Annotated in this window: 27 protein-coding genes; 12 read left to right on the forward strand and 15 right to left on the reverse strand. The window is 60.7% G+C overall.

Annotated elements, in window-relative coordinates; genetic code table 11:
- Positions 1 to 96 precede the first annotated feature (96 nt).
- The 12 genes from BLU71_RS18600 to nrdR form a co-directional block, all read right to left on the reverse strand.
- Complete coding sequence (locus BLU71_RS18600; RefSeq protein WP_083353652.1) at positions 97 to 897, reverse strand: cobalamin-binding protein; 801 nt, start codon at positions 895 to 897, stop codon at positions 97 to 99.
- Positions 897 to 1,316 carry an MFS transporter gene (locus BLU71_RS18605; protein WP_083353653.1) on the reverse strand — a complete coding sequence of 140 codons (420 nt, stop codon included), beginning with the start codon at positions 1,314 to 1,316 and terminating at the stop codon, positions 897 to 899. The genes BLU71_RS18600 and BLU71_RS18605 overlap by 1 nt, the downstream gene beginning before the upstream one ends.
- The gene (gene ribA / locus BLU71_RS18610; protein WP_042610616.1) at positions 1,313 to 1,930 is read right to left on the reverse strand and encodes a GTP cyclohydrolase II; all 618 of its coding nucleotides are present in this window, start codon (positions 1,928 to 1,930) and stop codon (positions 1,313 to 1,315) included. The genes BLU71_RS18605 and ribA overlap by 4 nt, the downstream gene beginning before the upstream one ends.
- Positions 1,931 to 2,173: 243 nt before the next feature.
- A complete protein-coding gene (locus BLU71_RS18615) occupies positions 2,174 to 2,911 on the reverse strand; it encodes a substrate-binding periplasmic protein (protein WP_083353654.1) in 738 nt (245 codons plus the stop codon).
- A 25-nt stretch (positions 2,912 to 2,936) separates the two neighbouring features.
- Positions 2,937 to 3,440 carry a phosphatidylglycerophosphatase A gene (locus tag BLU71_RS18620; protein ID WP_039761886.1) on the reverse strand — a complete coding sequence of 168 codons (504 nt, stop codon included), beginning with the start codon at positions 3,438 to 3,440 and terminating at the stop codon, positions 2,937 to 2,939.
- On the reverse strand, positions 3,437 to 4,402 hold the full coding sequence (thiL, locus tag BLU71_RS18625; RefSeq protein ID WP_083353655.1) for a thiamine-phosphate kinase: 966 nt from the start codon (positions 4,400 to 4,402) through the stop codon (positions 3,437 to 3,439). The genes BLU71_RS18620 and thiL overlap by 4 nt, the downstream gene beginning before the upstream one ends.
- A 27-nt stretch (positions 4,403 to 4,429) precedes the next feature.
- The gene (gene nusB / locus BLU71_RS18630; RefSeq protein WP_042610619.1) at positions 4,430 to 4,930 is read right to left on the reverse strand and encodes a transcription antitermination factor NusB; all 501 of its coding nucleotides are present in this window, start codon (positions 4,928 to 4,930) and stop codon (positions 4,430 to 4,432) included.
- Positions 4,927 to 5,403 carry a 6,7-dimethyl-8-ribityllumazine synthase gene (ribE, locus tag BLU71_RS18635; protein WP_042610620.1) on the reverse strand — a complete coding sequence of 159 codons (477 nt, stop codon included), beginning with the start codon at positions 5,401 to 5,403 and terminating at the stop codon, positions 4,927 to 4,929. Before ribE ends, nusB begins: the two co-directional genes overlap by 4 nt.
- 169 nt (positions 5,404 to 5,572) lie before the next feature.
- Complete coding sequence (gene ribBA, locus BLU71_RS18640; protein ID WP_064364013.1) at positions 5,573 to 6,664, reverse strand: bifunctional 3,4-dihydroxy-2-butanone-4-phosphate synthase/GTP cyclohydrolase II; 1,092 nt, start codon at positions 6,662 to 6,664, stop codon at positions 5,573 to 5,575.
- Positions 6,665 to 6,685: 21 nt separating this feature from the next.
- On the reverse strand, positions 6,686 to 7,348 hold the full coding sequence (locus BLU71_RS18645) for a riboflavin synthase (protein WP_039761896.1): 663 nt from the start codon (positions 7,346 to 7,348) through the stop codon (positions 6,686 to 6,688).
- A 48-nt stretch (positions 7,349 to 7,396) separates the two neighbouring features.
- Entirely contained in the window at positions 7,397 to 8,530 is a 1,134-nt protein-coding gene (gene ribD, locus BLU71_RS18650; protein ID WP_083353656.1) for a bifunctional diaminohydroxyphosphoribosylaminopyrimidine deaminase/5-amino-6-(5-phosphoribosylamino)uracil reductase RibD, read from the reverse strand.
- Positions 8,527 to 8,991, reverse strand: a complete 465-nt coding sequence (gene nrdR / locus BLU71_RS18655) for a transcriptional regulator NrdR (protein WP_003228656.1) — start codon at positions 8,989 to 8,991, stop codon at positions 8,527 to 8,529. Before nrdR ends, ribD begins: the two co-directional genes overlap by 4 nt.
- A 128-nt stretch (positions 8,992 to 9,119) precedes the next feature.
- Here nrdR and BLU71_RS18660 point away from each other — a divergent pair, with 128 nt between their 5' ends.
- From BLU71_RS18660 to trxA, 4 genes are all read left to right on the forward strand, one after another.
- Positions 9,120 to 9,584 carry a YbaY family lipoprotein gene (locus BLU71_RS18660; RefSeq protein WP_083353657.1) on the forward strand — a complete coding sequence of 155 codons (465 nt, stop codon included), beginning with the start codon at positions 9,120 to 9,122 and terminating at the stop codon, positions 9,582 to 9,584.
- Positions 9,581 to 10,237 (forward strand): class I SAM-dependent methyltransferase, encoded by a 657-nt coding sequence (locus BLU71_RS18665; protein ID WP_083353658.1) that lies wholly within the window; start codon positions 9,581 to 9,583, stop codon positions 10,235 to 10,237. Before BLU71_RS18660 ends, BLU71_RS18665 begins: the two co-directional genes overlap by 4 nt.
- Before the next feature lie 273 nt (positions 10,238 to 10,510).
- Complete coding sequence (locus BLU71_RS18670; protein ID WP_083353292.1) at positions 10,511 to 11,482, forward strand: IS110 family transposase; 972 nt, start codon at positions 10,511 to 10,513, stop codon at positions 11,480 to 11,482.
- A gap of 112 nt (positions 11,483 to 11,594) precedes the next feature.
- Positions 11,595 to 12,467, forward strand: coding sequence for a thioredoxin (gene trxA, locus BLU71_RS18675; RefSeq protein ID WP_042610625.1), 873 nt, complete (start codon positions 11,595 to 11,597; stop codon positions 12,465 to 12,467).
- Between the two features lie 112 nt (positions 12,468 to 12,579).
- Here trxA and BLU71_RS18680 read toward each other — a convergent pair whose 3' ends face one another.
- Positions 12,580 to 12,939 carry a hypothetical protein gene (locus tag BLU71_RS18680; RefSeq protein ID WP_083353659.1) on the reverse strand — a complete coding sequence of 120 codons (360 nt, stop codon included), beginning with the start codon at positions 12,937 to 12,939 and terminating at the stop codon, positions 12,580 to 12,582.
- Between the two features lie 378 nt (positions 12,940 to 13,317).
- Here BLU71_RS18680 and BLU71_RS18690 point away from each other — a divergent pair, with 378 nt between their 5' ends.
- The 8 genes from BLU71_RS18690 (at position 13,318) to BLU71_RS18725 (ending at position 19,452) form a co-directional block, all read left to right on the forward strand.
- Positions 13,318 to 13,656: a hypothetical protein gene (locus BLU71_RS18690; RefSeq protein WP_223259113.1), complete on the forward strand. Its 339-nt coding sequence runs from the start codon at positions 13,318 to 13,320 to the stop codon at positions 13,654 to 13,656.
- Positions 13,653 to 14,600, forward strand: a complete 948-nt coding sequence (locus BLU71_RS18695; protein ID WP_083353660.1) for a CHAP domain-containing protein — start codon at positions 13,653 to 13,655, stop codon at positions 14,598 to 14,600. The genes BLU71_RS18690 and BLU71_RS18695 overlap by 4 nt, the downstream gene beginning before the upstream one ends.
- Positions 14,597 to 15,163, forward strand: a complete 567-nt coding sequence (locus BLU71_RS18700) for a hypothetical protein (RefSeq protein ID WP_064364007.1) — start codon at positions 14,597 to 14,599, stop codon at positions 15,161 to 15,163. The genes BLU71_RS18695 and BLU71_RS18700 overlap by 4 nt, the downstream gene beginning before the upstream one ends.
- Positions 15,164 to 15,316: 153 nt before the next feature.
- Positions 15,317 to 15,910 (forward strand): DUF2796 domain-containing protein, encoded by a 594-nt coding sequence (locus tag BLU71_RS18705; RefSeq protein WP_065615587.1) that lies wholly within the window; start codon positions 15,317 to 15,319, stop codon positions 15,908 to 15,910.
- Between the two features lie 139 nt (positions 15,911 to 16,049).
- Positions 16,050 to 16,760, forward strand: coding sequence for an ABC transporter ATP-binding protein (locus BLU71_RS18710; RefSeq protein WP_042610630.1), 711 nt, complete (start codon positions 16,050 to 16,052; stop codon positions 16,758 to 16,760).
- Position 16,761: 1 nt separating this feature from the next.
- The gene (locus BLU71_RS18715) at positions 16,762 to 18,027 is read left to right on the forward strand and encodes an ABC transporter permease (protein WP_083353661.1); all 1,266 of its coding nucleotides are present in this window, start codon (positions 16,762 to 16,764) and stop codon (positions 18,025 to 18,027) included.
- 11 nt (positions 18,028 to 18,038) lie between these two features.
- Positions 18,039 to 18,557, forward strand: a complete 519-nt coding sequence (locus BLU71_RS18720) for a DUF3299 domain-containing protein (protein ID WP_064364147.1) — start codon at positions 18,039 to 18,041, stop codon at positions 18,555 to 18,557.
- Positions 18,558 to 18,753: 196 nt separating this feature from the next.
- Entirely contained in the window at positions 18,754 to 19,452 is a 699-nt protein-coding gene (locus BLU71_RS18725) for an OmpW/AlkL family protein (protein WP_042610632.1), read from the forward strand.
- Positions 19,453 to 19,807: 355 nt separating this feature from the next.
- On the opposite strand, the gene BLU71_RS18730 is transcribed toward BLU71_RS18725, so the two are convergent.
- Complete coding sequence (locus BLU71_RS18730) at positions 19,808 to 20,740, reverse strand: NAD-dependent epimerase/dehydratase family protein (protein WP_064364004.1); 933 nt, start codon at positions 20,738 to 20,740, stop codon at positions 19,808 to 19,810.
- Complete coding sequence (locus BLU71_RS18735) at positions 20,733 to 21,617, reverse strand: sugar nucleotide-binding protein (RefSeq protein WP_083353662.1); 885 nt, start codon at positions 21,615 to 21,617, stop codon at positions 20,733 to 20,735. The genes BLU71_RS18730 and BLU71_RS18735 overlap by 8 nt, the downstream gene beginning before the upstream one ends.
- Between the last annotated feature and the right edge of the window lie 248 nt (positions 21,618 to 21,865).

Raw genomic sequence — 21,865 nt, forward strand, 5'->3', positions numbered from 1 at the left:
CTCGCTCCCACAGTAGACGGAGTGCGGCCACACCTTTTGTTTTCACCGCAAGTCCAGTGTGGGAGCGAGCCTGCACGCGAATACAGGCGATACGATCTACCGATCCGGCGCGATCAATTGGCAAAGCTTGGCGGTGGCGCTGATCATCTGCCCGCTCGGTCGCTCGAGGCCTTTATCAGTGACCAATAGCAGCCTCCCCTGCCTGACCGCCGCCACCTGCGGCCAGACCTTCCACGCCCCTAGCTGGGCCTGATCACTGGCAACAATCACCTCGGGATCTCGCTGCAACACTGCCTCGATGCTCACCTGCGGCGCCGGCAGATTCAAGTCGGCGAACACATTGCGTGCGCCGCACACTTCAAGTGCATCGCTGATGATCTGCCCGCCCCCGACGGTGTACAGCGGCTTGTCCCAGACCTGATAGAACACACGCAACGGTACATCACGCTGATAACGCTGACGCATACCCTCCAGCTGCGCGCGCAATTCGGCCGCCCGTTTCGCCCCACGTTCAGGACGCCCGAGCTGTTCGGCAATGGCTTCGATCTGCGCGGCGAGTTGCGTCAACGTATGCGGCTCGGCGATGAAGGTGGGAATGTTCAGGCGCTTGAGCTGATCGCGCTGCCCTGCGCCAACGCTGCCGGGCCAGAGCAAGAGCAGATCCGGTTTGAGACTGAGCAAGCGTTCCATGTCGAGCTGGCCATAGCGGCCCACAGACGGAACATCTGCAATCGCCGCCGGACGCTCGCCCGCATCCAGCACGCCGACCAGCAGATCGGCGGAATCCAGTTCAACGACAATTTCAGACAGCGACGGCGCGAGGCTGACTACCCGCAATCCGGCCACCGCCGGGCTGCTCAGGGCGAGCAGCAGAACCGCCAGCCACAGGCGACGCATCAACCGAGTTGACGCGGGATTCGGTAGAGGTAGAACAGCACGGCGGTGGACAGCGCCAGCAGCATCAACGGCACGGCTTCGAGGCCGACGAATACCGCCAGGGCGCCGATCCACGCCGGCAAAGATGCCACCAGCAACGCTGCGCGCCGACGCGCCGCCAAGGCGATCCACGCAGCGGGTTCATCGGCAGTATCGAGGGCTTTTTGCGTGGCGATCAGCGCGTGTTTGTAGCGAGCGAAATATTTCAGGCTGATAAACATCGAGGCGACGCCGGCGATGAACAAGGGCATCGCCAACACTGGCAACAGGCCCTGGCCTTCGCCAAACAGCGCGTTGAGCACGAACAGCGGCAACAGGGCCAACGCCAGGTATTGCCACCAGGCCACCGACAGCCGACGTCGCACCTGGCCGCGAGTCACGCGCGGTCGACCTCGCCCTGATGCTCGTTGCCCATCATGTGGTCGAGCTTGCTGGCCTTGGTGGCCAGGTAGAGTTTGTTGTGCGGATTGTGGCCGGTGTGCAGCGGCACGCGTTCGGCGACGACGATGCCCATGTCGGTCAGCGCTTTGACCTTGCGCGGGTTGTTGGTCATCAAACGCAGGGATTTCACGCCCAAATGCTCGAGCATCGGCAGACACATGGCGTAATCACGCTGATCGGCGGCAAAGCCCAGACGCTCGTTGGCTTCCACGGTGTCGGCGCCGCCGTCCTGCAACTCGTAGGCGCGAATCTTGTTCAGCAGCCCGATGCCGCGGCCTTCCTGACGCAGATACAGCAGCACGCCACGGCCTTCGCGGGCGATCGCCTGCAACGCGGCTTCCAGTTGCGAGCCGCAGTCGCAGCGCTGGCTGAACAAGGCATCGCCGGTCAGGCATTCGGAGTGCAGGCGGCCAAGTACCGGGGCGCCATCGGCAAATTCACCGAGGCTCAGCACGACGTGCTCACGCCCGGTGCTCTCATCGAGAAAGCCGTGCATGGTGAATTGCGCAAAAGGCGTTGGCAGCTTGGAAGCGGCGACGAAGACGACAGGCACCGATGTGCTCCTGATCTAGAAGACTGAAAATTCGCAGGCCGGCATTGTAACAGCAGGTTCCTGTGGACGCTTAGGCTGAATTATCGGGCATAACCATCAAAAAGTTTGATGACAGACTGCCCTGCATCGGTTCCTTGTAGGAGTGAGCCTGCTCGCGATAGCGGTTGATCAGACGACATCATTGCTGAATGTCAGTCCGCTATCGCGAGCAGGCTCACTCCTACAGGGGGTTTGTGTTGGGCTTCAGTTCGGGTTGAACGGATATGGCTGCTGCCACTTCGCGAAGATCGCCTTCAACTCTCCGCTCTTCACCAGCTCCGCCATGCGCCGGTCATACAGCGCCATCAACGTCCGGGCCTGTGGGGTATCGGCGAAACCGAGAAACAGCGGCAATTCAGCCAGATGCGAATAACGGTACTGCGCCGGATCCGCCGCATCGCGCATGACCGCCTGAATCTCGGTCAGCGCGTCGATGTAGTAGTCGGCCCGCCCCTGCTTGAGCATCAGCAGAATGCCGGTGCGCCGTTCGATCTGGTTGAAGCGTTTGATGTTCGGCAGGTAGTTGTCGTAGCGGTAGCCGCGCACCCAGGCCAGGCGGTATTTGCCCAAGGTTGCCTGAGTCGGTGGCGGACTGCTGGCCAGGCCAAGTGCGTAAACGTGATCGGAGTCGAAATTCCATTGCGGGTACAACACGTGCTCGGCTTCGTCGCGGTAGGAGCCGACCTGCGCGTCGACTTCCTTCAACTGCACCAGCCCGATCGAACGGGTGTACGGCACCGTGCGGATATCCAGCTTCACCCCGGCCGGCTCGAAGACTTTGCGCAGCACGTCCCAGGCCAGACCATGGCCATCGGCGGCGGTATAGTCTTCCCAGTCTTCGCTGGCCAGATGGATGACCGCGGGTACAGGCGCGGCGGCGTGCGCATGGGCGAACGTGCCCAGCAGAGCCAGAACCAGCTGGGCCAACCCGCGTCGCAGCATTGCTTGTTTCCTCACGTGAGTCGAATCAGGCGAATACCCAGACCAGCCCTTGCATCGCCAGCCAGGCGAAGACACCGGCGAGCACGTCGTCGAGCATGATGCCGACGCCGCCATGCACATGCTTGTCGATCCAGCGGATCGGCCACGGCTTGAGAATATCGAAGAAGCGGAATACCAGAAAACCCGCAAGCAACCAGTACCAGCCTTCCGGCACCAGCCACAGGGTGATCCACATGCCGACCATTTCGTCCCAGACGATGCCTTCGTGGTCATGCACGCGCAGGTCGTCAGCGACTTTGCCGCACAGCCAGAAGCCGAACAGCATGGTGATGCCGAGCATCAGCCAGTAACCCCAGTCGGGCAGCATCTGCCACAACGGAATGAACGGCAGCGCCACCAGCGAGCCCCACGTGCCCGGCGCCTTGGGCAAGGTGCCGGAGCCGAAGCCGAACGCGAGGAAATGCCACGGATTGCGCCAGACCGAAGGAGGCACGAATTCGGCAGGGACCTGTTTCGGGTGATCTGTCACGGTGTCTCCTGAAAGTGTTGGTAGCCGCGGATTTGCGGAGTGATGTCGCGCCCGTCACGATCCAGCAGGACCACGCCCTGGCCCGACGCCACGCGCCCGATCACATGGATCGGCCAGCCATCGCCCAGCAGTGCCGGCAACGCGGCGGACGGCAAGGTGAAGGCCAGCACGTAGTCGTCGCCCCCGCTCAATGCCGCGCGCTCGGCACCGCGCTGACCGAGAAACGCGACTAAAGCATCCGACAACGGTACGCGCTCGCGTTCAATTTCAAGTCGCACCCCGGAGGCCAGCGCGATATGCCCGCAATCGGCGAGCAGGCCGTCGGAGATGTCCAGCGCCGCCGTGGCCTTGCCGCGCAGAGCCTGACCGAGCGCCAGTTGCGGCTGTGGTGACCAGTAATGATCGAGCAGCGGCTGGCCGACCTCGGGCGCGGCATCACGCTGGCCCAGCACCAGCGGCAAGGCGCCGGCCGCATTGCCCAGTTCGCCACCGACACAGAGCAGATCACCGGACTGCGCGCCGCTGCGGGTCAACGCCTGCCCTGCAGGTACGCGGCCGAACACGGTGACCGTCAGGCTCAAAGGCCCGCGCGTGGTGTCACCGCCGACCAGTGCCACGCCGCAGCCTTGCGCCATCTGGTTCAAACCACGGGCGTAGGCTTGCAGCCAATCGGCAGTCACCGTCGGTAAAGTCAGGGCAAGAGTAAAGGCAACGGGCGCGGCACCCATGGCGGCCAGATCGCTGACCGCGACGGCCAGCGAACGCTGACCGAGCAGAAACGGATCGCAGGGGTCGGCGAAATGCACACCGGCCACCAGCGTATCGGTGGAAACCGCCAGCTGTTCCCCTGCGGGAACTGCCAGCAAGGCGCAGTCGTCGCCGACCCCCAAAGCAACGCCCTCGCCGCCCTGCGCACAAGGCGCGGCGGCGAAGAAATTGCGGATCAGCTCAAACTCGCCCATGGCCGAGAAAAAGTATTCAAGCGCCGATCAGCGCTTGAACGCCTTCACTTCAGCTTCACGCAGGCGCGGGGCCAGCTTGTCGAGCACGCCGTTGACGAACTTGTGGCCGTCGGTCGAACCGAACACTTTGGCCAGCTCGATACCTTCGTTGATCACAACGCGGTACGGCACGTCGACACGCTTGAGCAGCTCCCAGGTCGACAGGCGCAGAACCGCCAGTTCAACCGGGTCCAGCTCTTCGATCGTCAGATCCAGGCACGGCGTCAGGGCGGTGTCGATTTCGGTCTTGAACTGCGGAACCCCGTGAAGGATTTCGCGGAAGTAGGCACCGTCGACATCGGTGAAATCGTTATCAACGCGAAACTGCGCTTCGATCTCGTTCAGCGATTGCTTGGCCATGTGCCATTGGTACAGCGCCTGAGTCGCGAGCTGACGGGCTTCGCGACGCTTGGCGCTTTTCGACGGCTTGCCGGCATCCGCAGGTTTCGGATCGCGCGGGTTGAAACGATCGCTTTCGTCGCTAATCACTTGGCCTCCAACTGCGCCAGCAGGCTGACCATTTCCAGAGCGGACAGGGCAGCTTCGGCACCTTTGTTACCGGCCTTGGTGCCGGAACGCTCGATGGCTTGCTCGATGGAATCAACGGTCAGTACGCCAAACGCGACCGGTACGCCGAACTCCATGGAGACCTGGGCCAGGCCTTTGGTGCACTCGCCAGCCACGTATTCGAAGTGCGGAGTACCGCCACGAATGACCGCGCCGAGGGCGATGATGGCTGCGAACTCGCCTTTCTGGGCGACTTTCTGCGCAACCAGCGGGATTTCGAAGGCGCCCGGTGCGCGGATGATGGTGATGTCGCCTTCGCTCACGCCGTGGCGAACCAGGGCATCAACGGCACCGCTGACCAGGCTTTCAACCACGAAGCTGTTGAAACGGCCCACTACCAGAGCGTAGCGGCCTTTAGGGGCGATGAAGGTACCTTCGATGGTCTTCAGGGTCATTCGTCAGTTCTCTTAAAGAGCCGGGACGCGTCTCGTACGCATCCCTCAGTGATATAAGCCGCGATTTCATGGCCGGAAACACCGCATTGCTGCTCGATGATGAACCTGTGGCGAGCAATCTCCCTCGCCACAATCGATCTACGTCAACAATGCCGAATTCACCGGGTCATTATTCGGAGGGCACGTATTCTACAACTTCCAGATCGAAACCGGATATCGCATTGAACTTCATCGGTGCCGACATCAAGCGCATTTTGCGCACGCCGAGGTCACGCAGGATCTGCGAACCGGCACCGACAATGCTGTAGGTGGTCGGTTTTTTCGGCGCTGCCTGCTCACCGGTTTCACGGATATGCGCCAGCAACACGTCGCCATCGAGTGGGTGACCGAGCAACAGCACCACACCGCTGCCGGCCTCGGCGACCGCAGCCATGGCGGCGCGCAGGCTCCAGCGGCCCGGTTGCTTGACCATCAACAGGTCGCGCAGCGGGTCCATGTTGTGCACGCGAACCAGGGTCGGCTCTTCGGCGCAGACAGTGCCCAGCGTCAGGGCCATGTGCACGTCGCCTTCCACCGAATCACGATAGGTCACCAGGTTGAATTGGCCCAGTTCGCTGTCCAGCGGCTGCTCGGCAATCCGCTGAACGGTACGTTCGTGGATCATCCGGTAGTGAATCAGGTCGGCGATGGTGCCGATCTTGATGTTGTGTTCAGCGGCGAATGCTTCAAGTTCAGCGCGACGGGACATGGTGCCGTCGTCGTTCATCACTTCGCAGATCACTCCGCTCGGCTCGAAACCGGCCATGCGCGCCAGGTCGCAAGCGGCTTCAGTGTGGCCGGCGCGCGCGAGGGTGCCGCCGGCCTGGGCCATCAGCGGAAAAATGTGGCCCGGGCTGACGATGTCTTCAGCCCTGGCGTCTTTGGCGGCAGCCGCTTGCACGGTGCGCGCGCGATCCGCAGCGGAAATACCGGTGGTCACGCCCTCGGCGGCTTCGATGGATACGGTGAACTTGGTGCCGAAACCGGAACCGTTGCGCGGCGCCATCAGCGGCAGCTTCAACAATTCGCAACGCTCGCGGCTCATCGGCATGCAGATCAGGCCACGGGCGTGCTTGGCCATGAAGTTGATGTGTTCGGCCTGGCAGCATTCGGCGGCCATGATCAGATCGCCTTCGTTCTCGCGGTCTTCGTCATCCATTAGGATGACCATCTTGCCTTGGCGGATGTCTTCAACCAGTTCTTCGATGCTATTGAGCGCCACAAGGCACCCCCTTCTTTTAAATTATTTGAGGTAGCCGTTTTGGGCCAGAAAGCTTTCGGTGATGGTGCTGCCGGCGGTCTTCTCAGCGGCTTTGTCGCCCAGCAGCAAACGCTCCAGATAACGCGCCAGCAGGTCGACTTCCAGGTTCACCCGGCGGCCCGGCTTGTACGCAGCCATGATGGTTTCGCTCAAGGTGTGCGGAATGATCGTCAGCATGAATTCGGCGCCATCGACTTCGTTCACGGTCAGGCTGGTGCCGTCGACGGTGATCGAGCCTTTATGGGCGATGTACTTGGCCAGTTCCTTCGGCGCGCGGATGCGAAATTCCACGGCGCGGGCATTGTCGCTGCGTGAGACCACTTCGCCGACACCATCGACGTGACCGCTGACCAGATGCCCACCGAGGCGAGTGGTCGGGGTCAGGGCTTTTTCCAGGTTGACCGGGCTGCCGCTTTTCAGGTCATTCATGGCGGTGCAATCGAGGGTTTCGCGGCTGACGTCGGCGGCAAAGCCGTCACCGGGCAACTCGACGGCGGTCAGGCAAACGCCGTTGACCGCGATGCTGTCGCCCAGTTTGACGTCGCTCAGGTCGAGCTTGCCGGTTGCGACGTGCACCCGCACATCACCACCCTTTGGGGTCAGTGCGCGGATACTGCCGATGGATTCGATGATGCCGGTGAACATGGGGTTCTCCTTGAGAACGGGGGCCAGCGCTAACGCGATGGCCGGGAATTATACGCGGGCTGAAGGGACAGGGATCGCAGTGACTCGCCAGTCATCGCCCACCGCGCGGATTTCACTGATTTTCAGCTCCGGCGCGTCCTTCATCTGCGCCAGCGGCCAGTCGAGCAACGGACGCGCCGTGGAGCCGAGAAACTTGCCGGCGATGAAGATCACGAATTCGTCGACCAGACCGAGTTGCGCAAAGGCGCCGGCCAGACGCGGACCAGCCTCGACCAGCACCTCGTTGGTGCCACGATTGGCCAGTTCGATGAGCAACCGATGCAGATCGACCTGGCCGTCTTCACCCGGCACGATCAGGCATTCCGGGCCGTTGGCGTATTGCTCTTCGACCGCAACACAGGTGGCGACCAGCGCCGGCCCGGCCTTGAAAAACGGCGCATCCAGCGGCACCCGCAGGCGGCCGTCAATGAGCACGCGCAGCGGCGGACGACTCATGGCCAGCGCAGTTTGTTCGCTGTCGAGACCGAGTTCGTCAGCGCGCACGGTCAGCCGTGCGCCATCGGCCAGCACCGTGTCGGCGCCAGTCAGCACCACCGCCGCTTCTGCACGCAAACGCTGCACCGCAGAACGCGCCGCCGGGCCGGTGATCCACTGGCTCTCGCCGCTTTCCATCGCTGTGCGACCGTCGAGGCTCATGGCCAACTTGACCCGCACGAACGGCAAGCCGTGTTCCATGCGTTTCAGAAAACCTTGATTGAGCTTGCGCGCTTCCGCTTCCAGCACACCACTTTGCGTGGCGATACCGGCCTCGGCCAAGCGCTGCAAACCGCGTCCGGCGACCTGTGGATTGGGATCACGCATCGCCGCCACGACCCGGGCAACGCCGGCGGTCACCAAGGCATCGGCGCACGGCGGCGTGCGCCCGTGGTGGCTGCAGGGTTCGAGAGTCACGTACGCCGTCGCGCCGCGGGACTGCTCGCCCGCGGCGCGCAGGGCGTGGACTTCGGCATGGGGTTCGCCTGCGCGCTCATGCCAGCCTTCGCCGACAATCTGCCCGTCACGCACCAGCACGCAACCGACCCGTGGATTGGGATGAGTGGTGTAGTGGCCCTTGCGCGCCAGTTCCAGCGCGCGCGCCATGAAATGCGCGTCGAGGATCGCCTGCTCGGCGGCGGTGGTCATTCTTTCACCGGTTCGCGGGCGAGGCGGTCGATCTCTTCGCGGAATTCATTGAGGTCCTGAAAGCGCCGGTACACCGAGGCAAAACGGATATACGCGACCTCATCGAGTTTTTGCAGTTCGGCCATCACCAGTTCGCCGACCACGAGGGATTTGACCTCGCGCTCGCCGGTGGCGCGCAACTTGTGCTTGATGTGGACCAGAGAGGATTCGAGGCGCTCGACGCTGACCGGACGTTTCTCCAGCGCGCGCTGCATGCCGGCGCGGAGCTTTTCTTCGTCGAATGGTTGGCGGCTGCCATCGGTTTTGATCAGGCGCGGCAACACCAGTTCGGCCGTCTCGAACGTCGTGAAACGTTCGCCGCAGGCCAGGCATTCACGCCGGCGGCGCACCTGTTCGCCCTCGGCGACCAGACGCGAGTCGATGACCTTGGTGTCGTTGGCACCGCAGAAGGGACAGTGCATGGTGGCTGGCAACAAAAAATGGGAGGGCCATGGTAGCGCATCCCCGTGGCAAGACAAGCCATAGGCTTTGCGGTATACAGAACGGCATGATCGTCTGATCCATGGAATTCATTCTGCCGGAGTCTCCAATGCCGTTACGTCCGCTCGTTTTGCTCAGTCTTTTCAGCCTGCTGGTGGCCTGTGGCAGCGACGCACCCAAGCCGCAACCGCCGACGCCAGGCCCTGCGCCGCAGCAGGCGCAGAAAAAAGCCAAGGAAGCCGCCGAACTCGGCCCGCTGCCGGCGCATCAGCGCGAACTGAGCGGCACCCTGCAAGGCGTGCCGGCCGGCGCCGAAGTCGAACTGGCGCTGCTGGTGATCGACGAAAAGGACCGCCCGCAGCAACTGCTCGCCAGTTCCAGCCTGATCGGCAATAACCAGATCCTGCCGTTTCACCTGCGCTTCAACCCTGAGGCGTTTCCGCCCGGCGCACGGGTTGAACTGCGCGGTCGCGCCAGCCAGTCCGGGCAACTGATTCTGCACCTGCCGTCGCAGACCATCACCCAACCGACCACTCAGGCGTTGGGCCAGCTGCAATTCGTCAAAGCGCCATGAAGGCACCGCTCGACCTGCAACATGCCTTGGGCGAATTGCTCGGCGACGCCAGACTGAAAGCCTGCGCGTTGCCCGGCACCGATTTGCATCTGTGGCTGATCGACGGCGATAACATGGCCCGCGAGTTCAGCCAGGAAGAAACCCAGCGCATCCTGCATGAACCGCCCTATTGGAGTTTTTGCTGGGCCAGCGGCTTGGCCGTGGCGCGTTATCTGGCGCAGTTTCCAGAGTGGGTGGGCGGCAAACGCGTGCTGGATTTCGGCGCCGGTTCCGGGATTGCCGGGATCGCGGCGGTGAAGGCCGGCGCGCTGGAAGTGGTGGCCTGCGATCTCGATCCGTTGGCGATCGCCGCGTGCCGGGCGAATGCCGAGCTCAATGCTGTGCAGATGAGCTACTCGACGGATTTCTTTGCCGAAGCCGATCGCTTCGATCTGATACTGGTCGCCGACGTGTTGTACGACCGGGCCAATCTGCCGCTGCTCGATGCGTTTCTCAGTCGCGGGCGCGAGGCGCTGGTGGCGGATTCGCGGGTGCGCGATTTTCGTCATCCGCTGTATGAGCGGATTGAAATGCTCGAGGCGATGACCTTGCCGGATCTGGCGGAGCCGGAAGAATTCCGACATGTCAGCCTCTACCATGCGCGGCGTGACTGACGCCGCCAAAAGATCGCAGCCTTCGGCAGCTCCTTGTATCTCGACTAACGCTCCGCCAGGAGCGATAGTTCTCGACTGATCATCGAGGGAGGGACTTGGAAGCCGCGCAGCTCCTTAGGCTTTTTGCCTGTGACGTAGATCGTGCTCCAGCCCTCCACACTCACTCGTACAGTTCGCACGGTATCTTGGGCCCGCCTCCGGCGAGAGCCCGCATTCGCAAGGTTGGACAGAGTGAAGTGATGATCGCAACAGGGAACAAGTGGAGAAACGATCATGTCTGGTTTCGTTGGCGTCGACATCGCAAAGAACACCTTTGATATCGCTACACACCTGCCCAATGGCAAGCACAAAACCAAGGCCAAGCTGGCCAACGACCCAAAGGGCTTTAAAGAGTTTGAGGCGTGGCTAGAAAAAAACGCCGAGCGTTCGGCCCTGATCGTGATGGAAGCCACGAGCGTCTACCACTTGGAGCTCGCGGAGTTCGTTTACAACAAAGGCTTCCGGGTCTGCGTCGTGAACCCGGCTACGACCAAAGCGTACGCTGACAGCGAACTGCGCCGCATCAAGACTGATAAAAGTGATGCCAAACTGATCGCTGACTTTGCCCGGGAAAAGGATCAAAAACTTCACCCATGGGCGCCTGAGCCGCTGAAATACCGCCAGTTGAAAGCAATGGTGCGCCGCCTGGATGACCTTCAGGAAATGGAACAAATGGAGCTTAATCGTCTGGACGTTTCCGACGAAAAGGTCAAAGACTCGATCAACTCTGTTCTGCGCCATATCGAAAAAGAGATCGTGGAAACGCATAAGGCGATCAAAAAACACATCGATGACGACCCGGATATGCGTCAGATGCGGAATCTGATCGTAACCATCGACGGCATCGGACAAAAAACGCTTGAACGATTGCTGGCCGAACTGGGTGACTTGCGCAAATACAGTGACCCTCGCCAACTGGTCGCTGCTGCGGGGCTCAATCCAAAGCTGCAGGAATCAGGAAAGCTCAAAGGTCATACCCTGATCTCAAGAGTAGGGTCAGCACGGCTGCGTGCAGGCCTCTACATGCCTGGCATGGTGGCGCTGAAACACAATAAGGCGATCAAGGCGATGAAAGAACGCCTGGAAGCCAACGGCAAGGCTCCCAAGCAGATCATCTGCGCAGCAATGCGCAAGCTGCTGCACTTCGTTTACGGAGTGCTCAAGTCAGGACTGCCATATGACCCGAAACTTGCGCTTGCCCGGTAAGGCTCAAGACGGTATCTACTCTGGATAGCGTTCCCATGTAGGAGCTGCCGAAGGCTGCGATCTTTTGCGCCACCCCTTATAGTGCGTTCATTGACGCTTAGAGAGATCCCCCATGAGTCAGCAAACGCCGTACATCTTCGACGCCACGACTGCCGATTTCGACCAGTCGGTGATCGAAGCCTCCTTCAACAAGCCGGTGCTGGTGGATTTCTGGGCCGAATGGTGTGCGCCGTGCAAGGCGTTGATGCCGATGCTGCAAGGCATTGCCGAGAGCTATCAGGGCGAGCTGCTGCTGGCCAAGGTCAATTGCGACATCGAGCAGGACATCGTCGCCCGCTTCGGCATTCGCAGCCTGCCGACCGTGGTGCTGTTCAAGGACGGTCAGCCGGTCGATGGCTTTGCCGGCGCTCAACCGGAATCTGCCGTGCGCGCCCTGCTCGAACCGCATGTGCAAATGCCGCCACCGGCTGCTGCCGACCCGTTCGAACAGGCTCAGGCGATGTTCGACGACGGCCGTTTCGCCGAGGCCGAAGCGGCTCTGGTCGCCCTGCTCAATGAAGACAATACCAACGCCAGGGCGCTGATCCTCTACGCACGCTGCCTGACCGAACGCGGTGAGCTGGGCGAAGCGCAAACTGTGCTCGACGCGGTCAAGAGCGATGAGCACAAAGCCGCACTGGCCGGGGCCAAGGCGCAGATCCAGTTCCTCGGCCTCGCCCGGGACCTGCCGGACGCCGCCGACCTGAAGAGCCGCCTGGCGCAAAATCCGCAGGACGATGAAGCGGTGTATCAACTGGCGATCCAGCAACTGGCACGCCAGCAATACGAAGCGGCGCTGGACGCCCTGCTCAAACTGTTCATCCGCAACCGCAACTATGGCGAAGGCTTGCCGCACAAGACCTTGCTGCAGGTGTTCGAGCTGCTGGGCAATGATCACCCGTTGGTGACGGTGTATCGCCGCAAGATGTTTGCTGCGCTTTATTGAGAGCAAAAGATCGCAGCGTGCCGCAGCTCCTACATCGGATCGTGTTCACCGCGGTTTTTGCGGAGGAACGCTGATTCTATAGGAGCTGCCGAAGGCTGCGATCTTTAGCGGTTCACTCGATCCAGCTATAGAGCGGCGTATCCCCGCCGCTCGCCACCTTCACATCGGTACTGTGGCGCAAACGCACCAGCAAACGCTTGCCCGCCGCCGCACTGCCGGTCAGCGCCTCCAACTGATCGAGCAGATCCGGTCCACTCAGTTGCCCAGCCTTGCGCAGCAAGTCTCTGGCCACCTGCCACAGCGCATCGTCCTGACTCACCGGCTTCGCCGCCGGGGCCGACGTCACTGCCTCAGACTGCGCAACCGGCGCCTGCCCGCTCAGCGCCGAACCGAGCCTCGCCCAATCGCTGTCATCCAGCTCCACCGTCAAATCCACCGGCACCTCGCCGACCGTTCCGCGTATCCGCAACATCGAGTTCGCTCCTGCATTTTTCTGACCTGCATGCTCCCACGGGACTTGTGCAACGCCAAGTAAAGGGCGCCAAACACATCTGGTAATTCCCGGTTAATCGGCTAAATTAATCTCTTTTTGCGGGAAGGATTCCCAATGTCTTCAGGACGAAAACTGGCCTCTAAAGGAGGCCCGACCTCTACAGGTGGCGTGATACTTGAAGGAAATGAGAACCTCAATATCGAAGGAAGAATAATCGCTTCCATTGGATAACTCGCCAGTTGTCCGGTTTGTGGGCCTGGCAAAGGCCCCATCGTAGCAGTGGGTGAAAGAACGCTGATTTTACCTGCCGGACCAGCTGCGCTAGAGGGTGACTACGTCGCCTGCGGTTGTCCGCCCATGACAAATAAGCTGCTCACTCAGCAACACAGTGGTTTTGCAGGAATTGGCCGGCCCGCTCCAATTGACATGGGGCCACCGATTGCTGCCCTGACCTCTTATCGCTACTTGCAGGTCATCATCGAACGCCTCGATGACACGGAAAAGCCAGGTTTGGCTTACAAACTCAAGGACAAGGCGAAGGTTGCCGTTTTACAAGACAGCACTTGCAACCTCACAGGCGAAGGCTGCGAACACCCGGTAAAAAACGCTTCGGATTACGACACCCTGTTGGTAGGGGAAGATTCCGAATGGACTTTCTATGCCTATGAAGAGCCCCTGACACAGGATTTGTCATGAAATCGGAAATCAAACTCATCTTTAAAGACTTTCTGATGCAGCCACCGCCAGGCGTAAAATTTCAGCTGCTTATTGACGGTCAAGTCGTAGATGACAACATCGTTCAAAACGATGACAGGCCTCGCATGTATTCATTAATGTCCAAAAACGGCCAGATCGCTATAACGCTCGCGGGCAAGGAACTATCGTCGATCAAGACCCGAGACACCCACGAAGTGACGGTTCAGATTGTGGGGAACTCCGGTACAAAAAAAGGTATGCACACTGCGACGTTGAATCCAGGGAAGTCTCTTTCGATCGTAGCGATATCACCGTGGGTAAAAGTCCCGCTTACGACCAGCGGCGCTGTCTCGAACGACGCGTTCTACGAAGTCGAATATGGTGTGAAACGTACCAATGAAACCCGAACGGTGAAAGTCGTCATTCAGGACATGCCGCGCAGGATACTGATGGAGGCGCTGTCACACCGGGGATCAACACAATGGGCAGGGAATAAAAGCAAAAAGTCGCTACCACACCCTACTCTCAGGCAGAGCGTGGAATTTCCACCAAACACAAATAAATGCAATCTGTTCGTCTACGACGTGCTGACCGCAATTGGGGTCAACGTGGCGTTGATTGAACATGGCAAATCGAAATACCTGCCATATTTCTCCAAGGTTAGCCCTCCGCTCGCGGGTGAATGGGCGAATGGACAACGATTGCTCAACAGCTGGAAAGTCGAGCGCACGCCGTTGCCCGGGGACGTCGGCGCTTACGCAATGAATTATTCCGACGCCAGCGGCCATGTCGGCTTCGTTCTAACGAAGGGCGTATGCATTTCTGCAGGGTGGGAAAAAGTTGAAGTTAACGACGCAGGTTTTCGCCATGCGACCGGTAATGCAAATCCCAGCGACCATGACTTCACTATTTTCCGACGCTACAAACACAGCACGCCACAATGAAACGCCCTTATTCGCTCCTCCTCATAATTCCGTTTTTGCTCATTGTGGCATGGCGCATCTGGTTGCCTGCCGATCTTTCGGCTTGTCCCGCTGACGGGGAAACTGCAGGTCCACTGACCCTTGTTATTCGTGATTACTTTGAGCGCAATAGCCGGACCGACTGGCGAAACATGGATGATCGTTTCGACATACTTTCAACCCCCGAAGGCCAGAGCATAGCGAGTCAACCGAATTCACACACTTGCGAAGCATTGCGGGTACTGCAGAGTCCGGCGTTCAGTCAGAGTGAAAAAATCTTCACCCTAGCACTGATGTTCAGACTGCCAATCGACCAGTACATGGCCCTGATGGATCGCAGTCATCAACTCTACACGCAGGGCAAAATGGATAAGGAGGTGCTGACTCTGGTGGTATTTCCGCGCGGAACAGCCATCAACTACTGGTGGCTTCCGGCTTGGCGACAGCGTTTCAGTCGCGATGCCCCGAGCGTGCTCGACGCAAATCTGATCAACGATGTTCTTTCGGGACACTATTGGTTCGACTATCCCGGCGCAGGCTTCTGATTCTGCAAGCATGACATCCAATCCCAGCACCGCCCGCGAACTCATCCCGGGCGGTGCCTAGCCAAGTCTTGCGCAATCCCAAGCGCACGGGCACACTCTGCGCACTTTCGTTATAAGATTACATAACAAATTTTTCATTTTTTGGAGTCCGCCATGCGTCGTTTGCTGCTCGCTTTGCCGTTTGCCCTGTTGCCGCTGGCCGCTGCCCATGCGGTTGATGAGCACGATCACGACCATGAGCACGGCAGCCTCGGCGCGCATGAGCATGGTGTGGGTCGCCTGAACGCCGCGCTCGACGGTCAGACCCTGGAGCTGGAACTGGAAAGCCCGGCGATGAACCTGGTCGGTTTCGAACATGCGGCCACGTCGGACGCGGACAAGGCCAAAGTCGCTGCCGCTCGTGCGCAGCTGGAAAAACCATTGGCGCTGTTCAGTCTGCCCGCTGCGGCCGGTTGCAAAGTGGTCAGCCAGGAACTGGAAAGCCCGCTGTTCGGCGACAAGCCGGACGCTGACGATCACGACGAAGATGAAGCGGACAAGGACGGTCACGAGCATCACCACGACCACAGCGAAATCCATGCGCATTACCAGTTCAACTGCGCCACACCGGGGGCGCTGAATACGCTGGATCTGGCGAACGTCTTCAAGACCTTCCCGGCTACGCAGAAGATTCAGGTACAACTGATCAGCGCCAGCGGCCAGCAAGGCACGGAAGTGACGGCGAAATCGGCTGCGCTGAAATTCTGAATATTGTAGAGACCCCCTGTAGGAGTGAGCCTGCTCGCGATGAGGCCAGCACATTCAGCATCTATGCTGACTGACCCACCGCCATCGCGAGCAGGCTCGCTCCTACACAGTGGCCACGCAACTACCCGATCGGTTTCAAATGACCCAAGCACTCATCGAACTTTCCGACCTGGGCTTCAACTGGCCCGGTCACCCGACGCTGCTGGACATCCCGGCGTTTCGTCTGGAAGCCGGCGAAACCCTGTTTCTCAAAGGCCCCAGCGGCAGCGGCAAGACCACCCTGCTCGGCCTGCTTGGCGGGGTGCAGAAGCCCAATCGCGGCAGCATTCGCCTGCTCGGCCAGGAGCTGACCGAACTCTCCGCCGGCAAGCGCGATACGTTCCGTGTCGATCACACTGGCTACATTTTCCAGCAATTCAATCTGCTGCCGTTTCTCTCGGTGCGCGAGAACGTCGAGTTGCCGTGTCACTTCTCGAAACTGCGCGCGCAACGAGCGAAACAGCGCCACGGCAGCGTCGATCAAGCCGCCGCCACGTTGCTTGCCCACTTGGGTCTGAAAGACCAAAGCCTGCTCAGTCGCCGCGCCGATTCATTGTCCATCGGCCAGCAACAACGGGTCGCTGCCGCCCGCGCATTGATTGGCCAACCGGAACTGGTGATCGCCGACGAACCGACCTCGGCGCTGGATTACGACGCCCGCGAGAACTTCATTCGCCTGCTGTTCGCCGAATGCCGCGAGGCGGGATCGAGTCTGTTGTTCGTCAGCCACGACCAGAGCCTGGCGCCGCTGTTCGACCGTCACCTGTCCCTGGCCGAGCTTAACCGCGCCGCCACGTCTGCCGAGGTCTGAGATGTATCTGTTTCGTCTGGCTATGGCCAGCCTGGCCAACCGCCGTTTCACTGCCCTGCTCACCGCTTTCGCCATTGCTCTTTCGGTGTGCCTGCTGCTCGCCGTCGAGCGCGTACGCACCGAAGCCAAAGCCAGTTTCGCCAGCACCATCAGCGGCACTGACCTGATCGTCGGCGCCCGCTCCGGCTCGGTCAATCTGCTGTTGTATTCGGTGTTTCGCATCGGCAATGCGACCAACAACATTCGTTGGGACAGCTTCGAACATTTCGCCAGCAACCCGAAAGTGAAGTGGGCGATCCCCATGTCCCTCGGCGATTCCCATCGCGGCTATCGTGTGATGGGCACCACCGAAGCCTATTTCGAGCACTACCAGTACGGGCGCCAGCAACATCTGGCGCTGGCAGACGGACGTGCGTTTGCCAATGATCCTTTCGAAGTGGTGCTCGGCGCCGAAGTCGCCGAAGCGCTGCATTACAAGCTCGGCGACAAACTGGTACTGGCCCACGGCGTGGCGGCGATCAGCCTGGTCAAGCACGACGACAAACCGTTCACCGTGGTCGGCATCCTCCAGCGCACCGGCACCCCGGTAGACCGCACGCTGCATATCAGCCTCGGCGGCATGGAGGCGATTCACATCGACTGGCACAACGGTGTGCCGGCGCGTGGCAACGGGCGGATCAGCGCCGACCAGGCACGCAACATGGACCTGACGCCGCAAGCGATCACCGCGTTCATGCTCGGTCTCAACAGCAAGATTTCCACCTTTGCCTTGCAACGCGAGATCAACGAATACCGCGGCGAACCGATGCTGGCGATTCTGCCGGGCGTGGCCTTGCAGGAATTGTGGAGCCTGATGAGCACCGCTGAAAAAGCCCTGTTCGTGGTTTCGCTGTTTGTTGTGCTGACCGGATTGATCGGCATGCTCACGGCGATTCTCACCAGCCTCAATGAGCGTCGCCGCGAGATGGCGATTCTGCGCTCGGTAGGCGCGCGACCGTGGCACATCGCAAGCCTTTTGGTGCTGGAAGCCTTTGCGTTGGCGCTGACCGGGGTGATCGCCGGGCTGGCGTTGTTGTACATCGGCATCGCCGCTGCGCAAGGTTACGTGCAGGCCAACTACGGCTTGTACCTGCCACTGGCGTGGCCGAGCGAGTATGAATGGACGCTGCTCGGTGGCATTCTGGCGGCCGCGCTGCTGATGGGCAGCGTGCCGGCCTGGCGCGCGTATCGCCAATCCCTGGCCGATGGCCTGTCGATCCGTTTATGAGGATGTTCACCATGCCCCGCGCCCTGCTTGCGCTGCTGATGCTGGTCGCCCTGCCCGTGTGGGCCGCGGCGCCGAAAGACCTGACCTGGTCGGAAATGATCCCTTCGGACGCTGCGCCGGAAGTGCCGAACATGACGCCGTTGCATGACCTGTCGAAGATGGGCGACGCACTCTCCGCCGAATCCGCGCCGGCGGCCAAGCAGGACATGCCGAACGCACCGGTGGTGAAGAGCCTCGACGGGCAGAACATTCGCCTGCCAGGTTACATCGTGCCGCTGGAAGTCAGCGAGGAGGGGCGCACCACGGACTTCTTGCTGGTGCCGTATTTCGGCGCCTGCATCCACGTACCGCCGCCGCCGTCGAACCAGATCGTCCATGTGAAAAGCGAACTGGGGGTGAAGCTCGATGAGCTGTATCAGCCGTACTGGGTTGAAGGACCGTTACAGGTGAAAGCGTCGAGCAGTGAGCTGGCCGATGCCGGGTATCAGATGGAGGCGGAGAAGATTTATGCGTATGAGCTGCCGGAGTAGACTCCGGTAGATTTCAAGATCAAAAGATCGCAGCCTTCGGCAGCTCCTACATGGGATCGCATTTCAACTGTGGGAGCTGCCGAAGGCTGCGATCTTTTTGGGGGTATGACGGTTTCATTGAGCTGAGTCAAAACACCGTATCAGACGGCTTCGTACCCTAGGACATCGAACATTTTTCATGTCTTTCGGAGCCCCCATGAACAAGTCCTTGCTCAGCGCCTCGCTGTTTGCCCTTGCGCTCGCAGCCCCGCTCGCCCACGCCCACGAAGCCGGTGACATTCTCGTGCGCGCCGGCGCGATCACCGTCAACCCGAAGGCCGACAGCTCCAGCGTCAAGGTCGATCAGGGTCCGCTGAGCGGCACCAACCTGGGCGGCAAGGCGACCATGAGCAGCGACACCCAACTGGGTCTGAACTTCGCCTACATGCTCACCAACAACATTGGTATCGAGCTGCTCGCGGCGACGCCGTTCGAGCATGACGTCAAGCTCAAGGGCACCGCATTGCCCGCTGCCAATGGCAAGCTCGGCACCCTGAAACACCTGCCGCCGACCCTTAGCGTCGTCTACTACCCGCTGGATTCGAAATCGCCGTTCCAGCCTTATGTCGGCGGCGGCATCAACTACACCTGGATCTACGACGAACACGTCGGCAGCGAAGCCAGCGCCAACGGCTTCAGCAACTTCAAGGCGAAAAATTCCTGGGGCCTGGCCTGGCAGGTCGGCGCCGACTACATGATCACCGACAACATCATGCTCAACGCCCAGGTGCGCTACATCGATATCGACACCCGCGCGACCGTCGAGAACAATGCCGTCGCACCCGGCACCCGTGCACGGGTGAATGTGGACGTCGATCCATTCATCTACATGGTTGGTTTGGGCTATAAGTTCTAAGCTGACTTTGACCGAACGTTCACGTGGTGGTGAATGAGGCTTGGTGGCGGGCAGGCACAGAACTGACGACGACCGTACGCAGTCGATCGGGGGATAAGATTCCCTCGTCACAGGGATAGCGATATTCCGGCCGTGAAAAAGGCGCCTGTTGCAGGGCGCCTTTTTCATTTGGTGCTGAGTCGTGTGGTGGGTTCGAGATCGGGGCCCCTCACCCCAGCCCTCTCCCGAGGGAGAGGGAGCCGATTTGTGTGTTGTTCAACACCTGAGTTCGGCTCGGTATTCCAGGTCGGCGTATTTCGCCCAGTCACCCTGGTCAGTCCCCTCTCCCTTTGGGAGAGGGTTAGTGAGGGCTTTATCAGGCACGCCCAAGCAGCCGCGCCAAGCCCACACTCATCGGCGTCTGCGGCGGCATTTCAAAGCGCTGCAGCAAGCGTCGGTTATCCGCCCTTGAATGGCGGATATCACCCGAACGTGCCGGCCCGTAACTCACGGGCGGCAGCTCGCCGACTACCGATTTCAACGCTTCGAGCATCTGCTTGAGGCTCATCGCCTGATTCCAGCCAACGTTGACCGCGCCTTCCTGCACTTCGGGCTTTTCAATCGCCTGCACCAGCAAATCGACCAGATCGCCGACATACAGGAAATCGCGGGTCTGCTCGCCATCGCCAAACACGGTGATCGGCAAACCTTTGGAGGCGCGTTCGCTGAAGATGCTGATCACCCCGGAGTACGGCGAGGACGGATCCTGGCGTGGGCCGAAGATGTTGAAGAAGCGAAAAATCGCCGGCTCCAGGCCATGCTGGCGACGATAAAAATCGAAGTACTGCTCACCGGCCAGTTTGTCCGACGCATACGGCGTCAGCGGGGCTTTCGGGGTGTCTTCGTCGATCGACTCGCCTTCGCCATTGTTGCCGTACACCGCCGCGCTGGAGGCGTACACCACACGCTTGACCCTGGCCAGACGCATGGCTTCGCAGACATTCAGGGTGCCGATGAAATTGCTCTGGTGGGTTTTCACCGGATCGTCCACCGAGGCCTGCACCGAGGCCACGGCAGCCAGATGCGCAACAGCGCTGCAGCCCTGCATGGCGCGGGCCACCGATGCGGCATCGGCAACGTCACCAACCAGCAATTCGACCTTGGGATTGTCCAGCGGCAGGTTGCTGCGTTTGCCGGTCGACAGGTCGTCGAGCACGCGCACCGAATAGCCCTTGGCGAGCAGGGCATCGGTCAGGTGCGAGCCGATGAATCCGGCTCCGCCAGTGATTAAAACCGTTCCTTCAGCCATGTCGGTAGAACCTGTCCAGTAAGCCCGGGAGGGCGGCACGCCAGGCGCGCGGCTTGATCCCGAAAGTGTGGAGAATTTTCTTGCAGGCCAGTACTGCATGTTGTGGCTCTTCGGCAGCATCCGGGCGCGCGGCGTGTGCCTGCGCAGTCGGTGCTTCGATGGCCAGCGCGTGCAGGCTGCGTGCTTCGGTGAGAATCGCCTGGCCCAGCGCCAGCGGCGTGGTCGCTTCGTGGCCGGCGTAATGGTAAGTGCCCCACAGCGGCGCGGCGCAGTCGAGTTGCTTGAGTACGGAAATGATCACCCGCGCCGCGTCATCGACCGGCGTGGGGTTGCCGCGACGGTCATCGGCCAGCAGCAATTCTTCTGGTTTTTCCGCACGGGCGAGAAAGCGCCCGAGGGTGCCGTCGGGGCTGTCGTCGAGCAGCCAGCCAAAGCGCAGCAGCACATGTTGCGGGCAGGTCGCGCGCACGCTCTGTTCAATGCGCCACAAGGCCTGACCGCGCAGGCCCAGCGGCACCGGTTCGTCCTTTTCGCTGTAAGCCGTGGCCCGCGAGCCATCGAACACGCGATAGCTCGACGGTTGCACGAGGACAATGTTGTGATGCTGGCACAGTTCGGCCAGACGCTCGATGGCGCGTTCCTGGCCGATCATGCGGCTTTCGCTCACACTCTCGGCCTGGAACCAGTCGAAATAGTAGGCGAGGTTGATCAACGCATCGGGACGGGTGTCGTCGAGCAGTTGTGTGAGGCTCGCGGCATCCCAGCCGTTTTCGGGCGGGCGGGGGGCGAGGAAACCGATGTCTTCTTCCGCACCGAGGCGAATCAGCGCCTGCCCAAGGGCATTTCCGCCGCCCAGTAACATAAGGCGCATTCGCATAGAGTCAGCAGGCCCAGTCTGATTGGAACGATGGCTTTGACGACGGCACGCGTGGCGCCGTGGTCGATCATTGCCGGAATCGTTGCATTTTGCGGGTTTAGTGCGCAACCGTCACCCGTAAAGTGTAGATGCCGGGATTTGTATCGCCCCCACTGGTGCTATTGCGAGCAGGCTCACTCCTAGAGGGGACCGCATTCCAAGGTTGGAGCGAGCCTGCTCGCGAAGGGGTCCGAACGGTACTTGCATCT

The organism is Pseudomonas moraviensis (assembly GCF_900105805.1).
Lineage (GTDB): Bacteria > Pseudomonadota > Gammaproteobacteria > Pseudomonadales > Pseudomonadaceae > Aquipseudomonas > Aquipseudomonas moraviensis_A.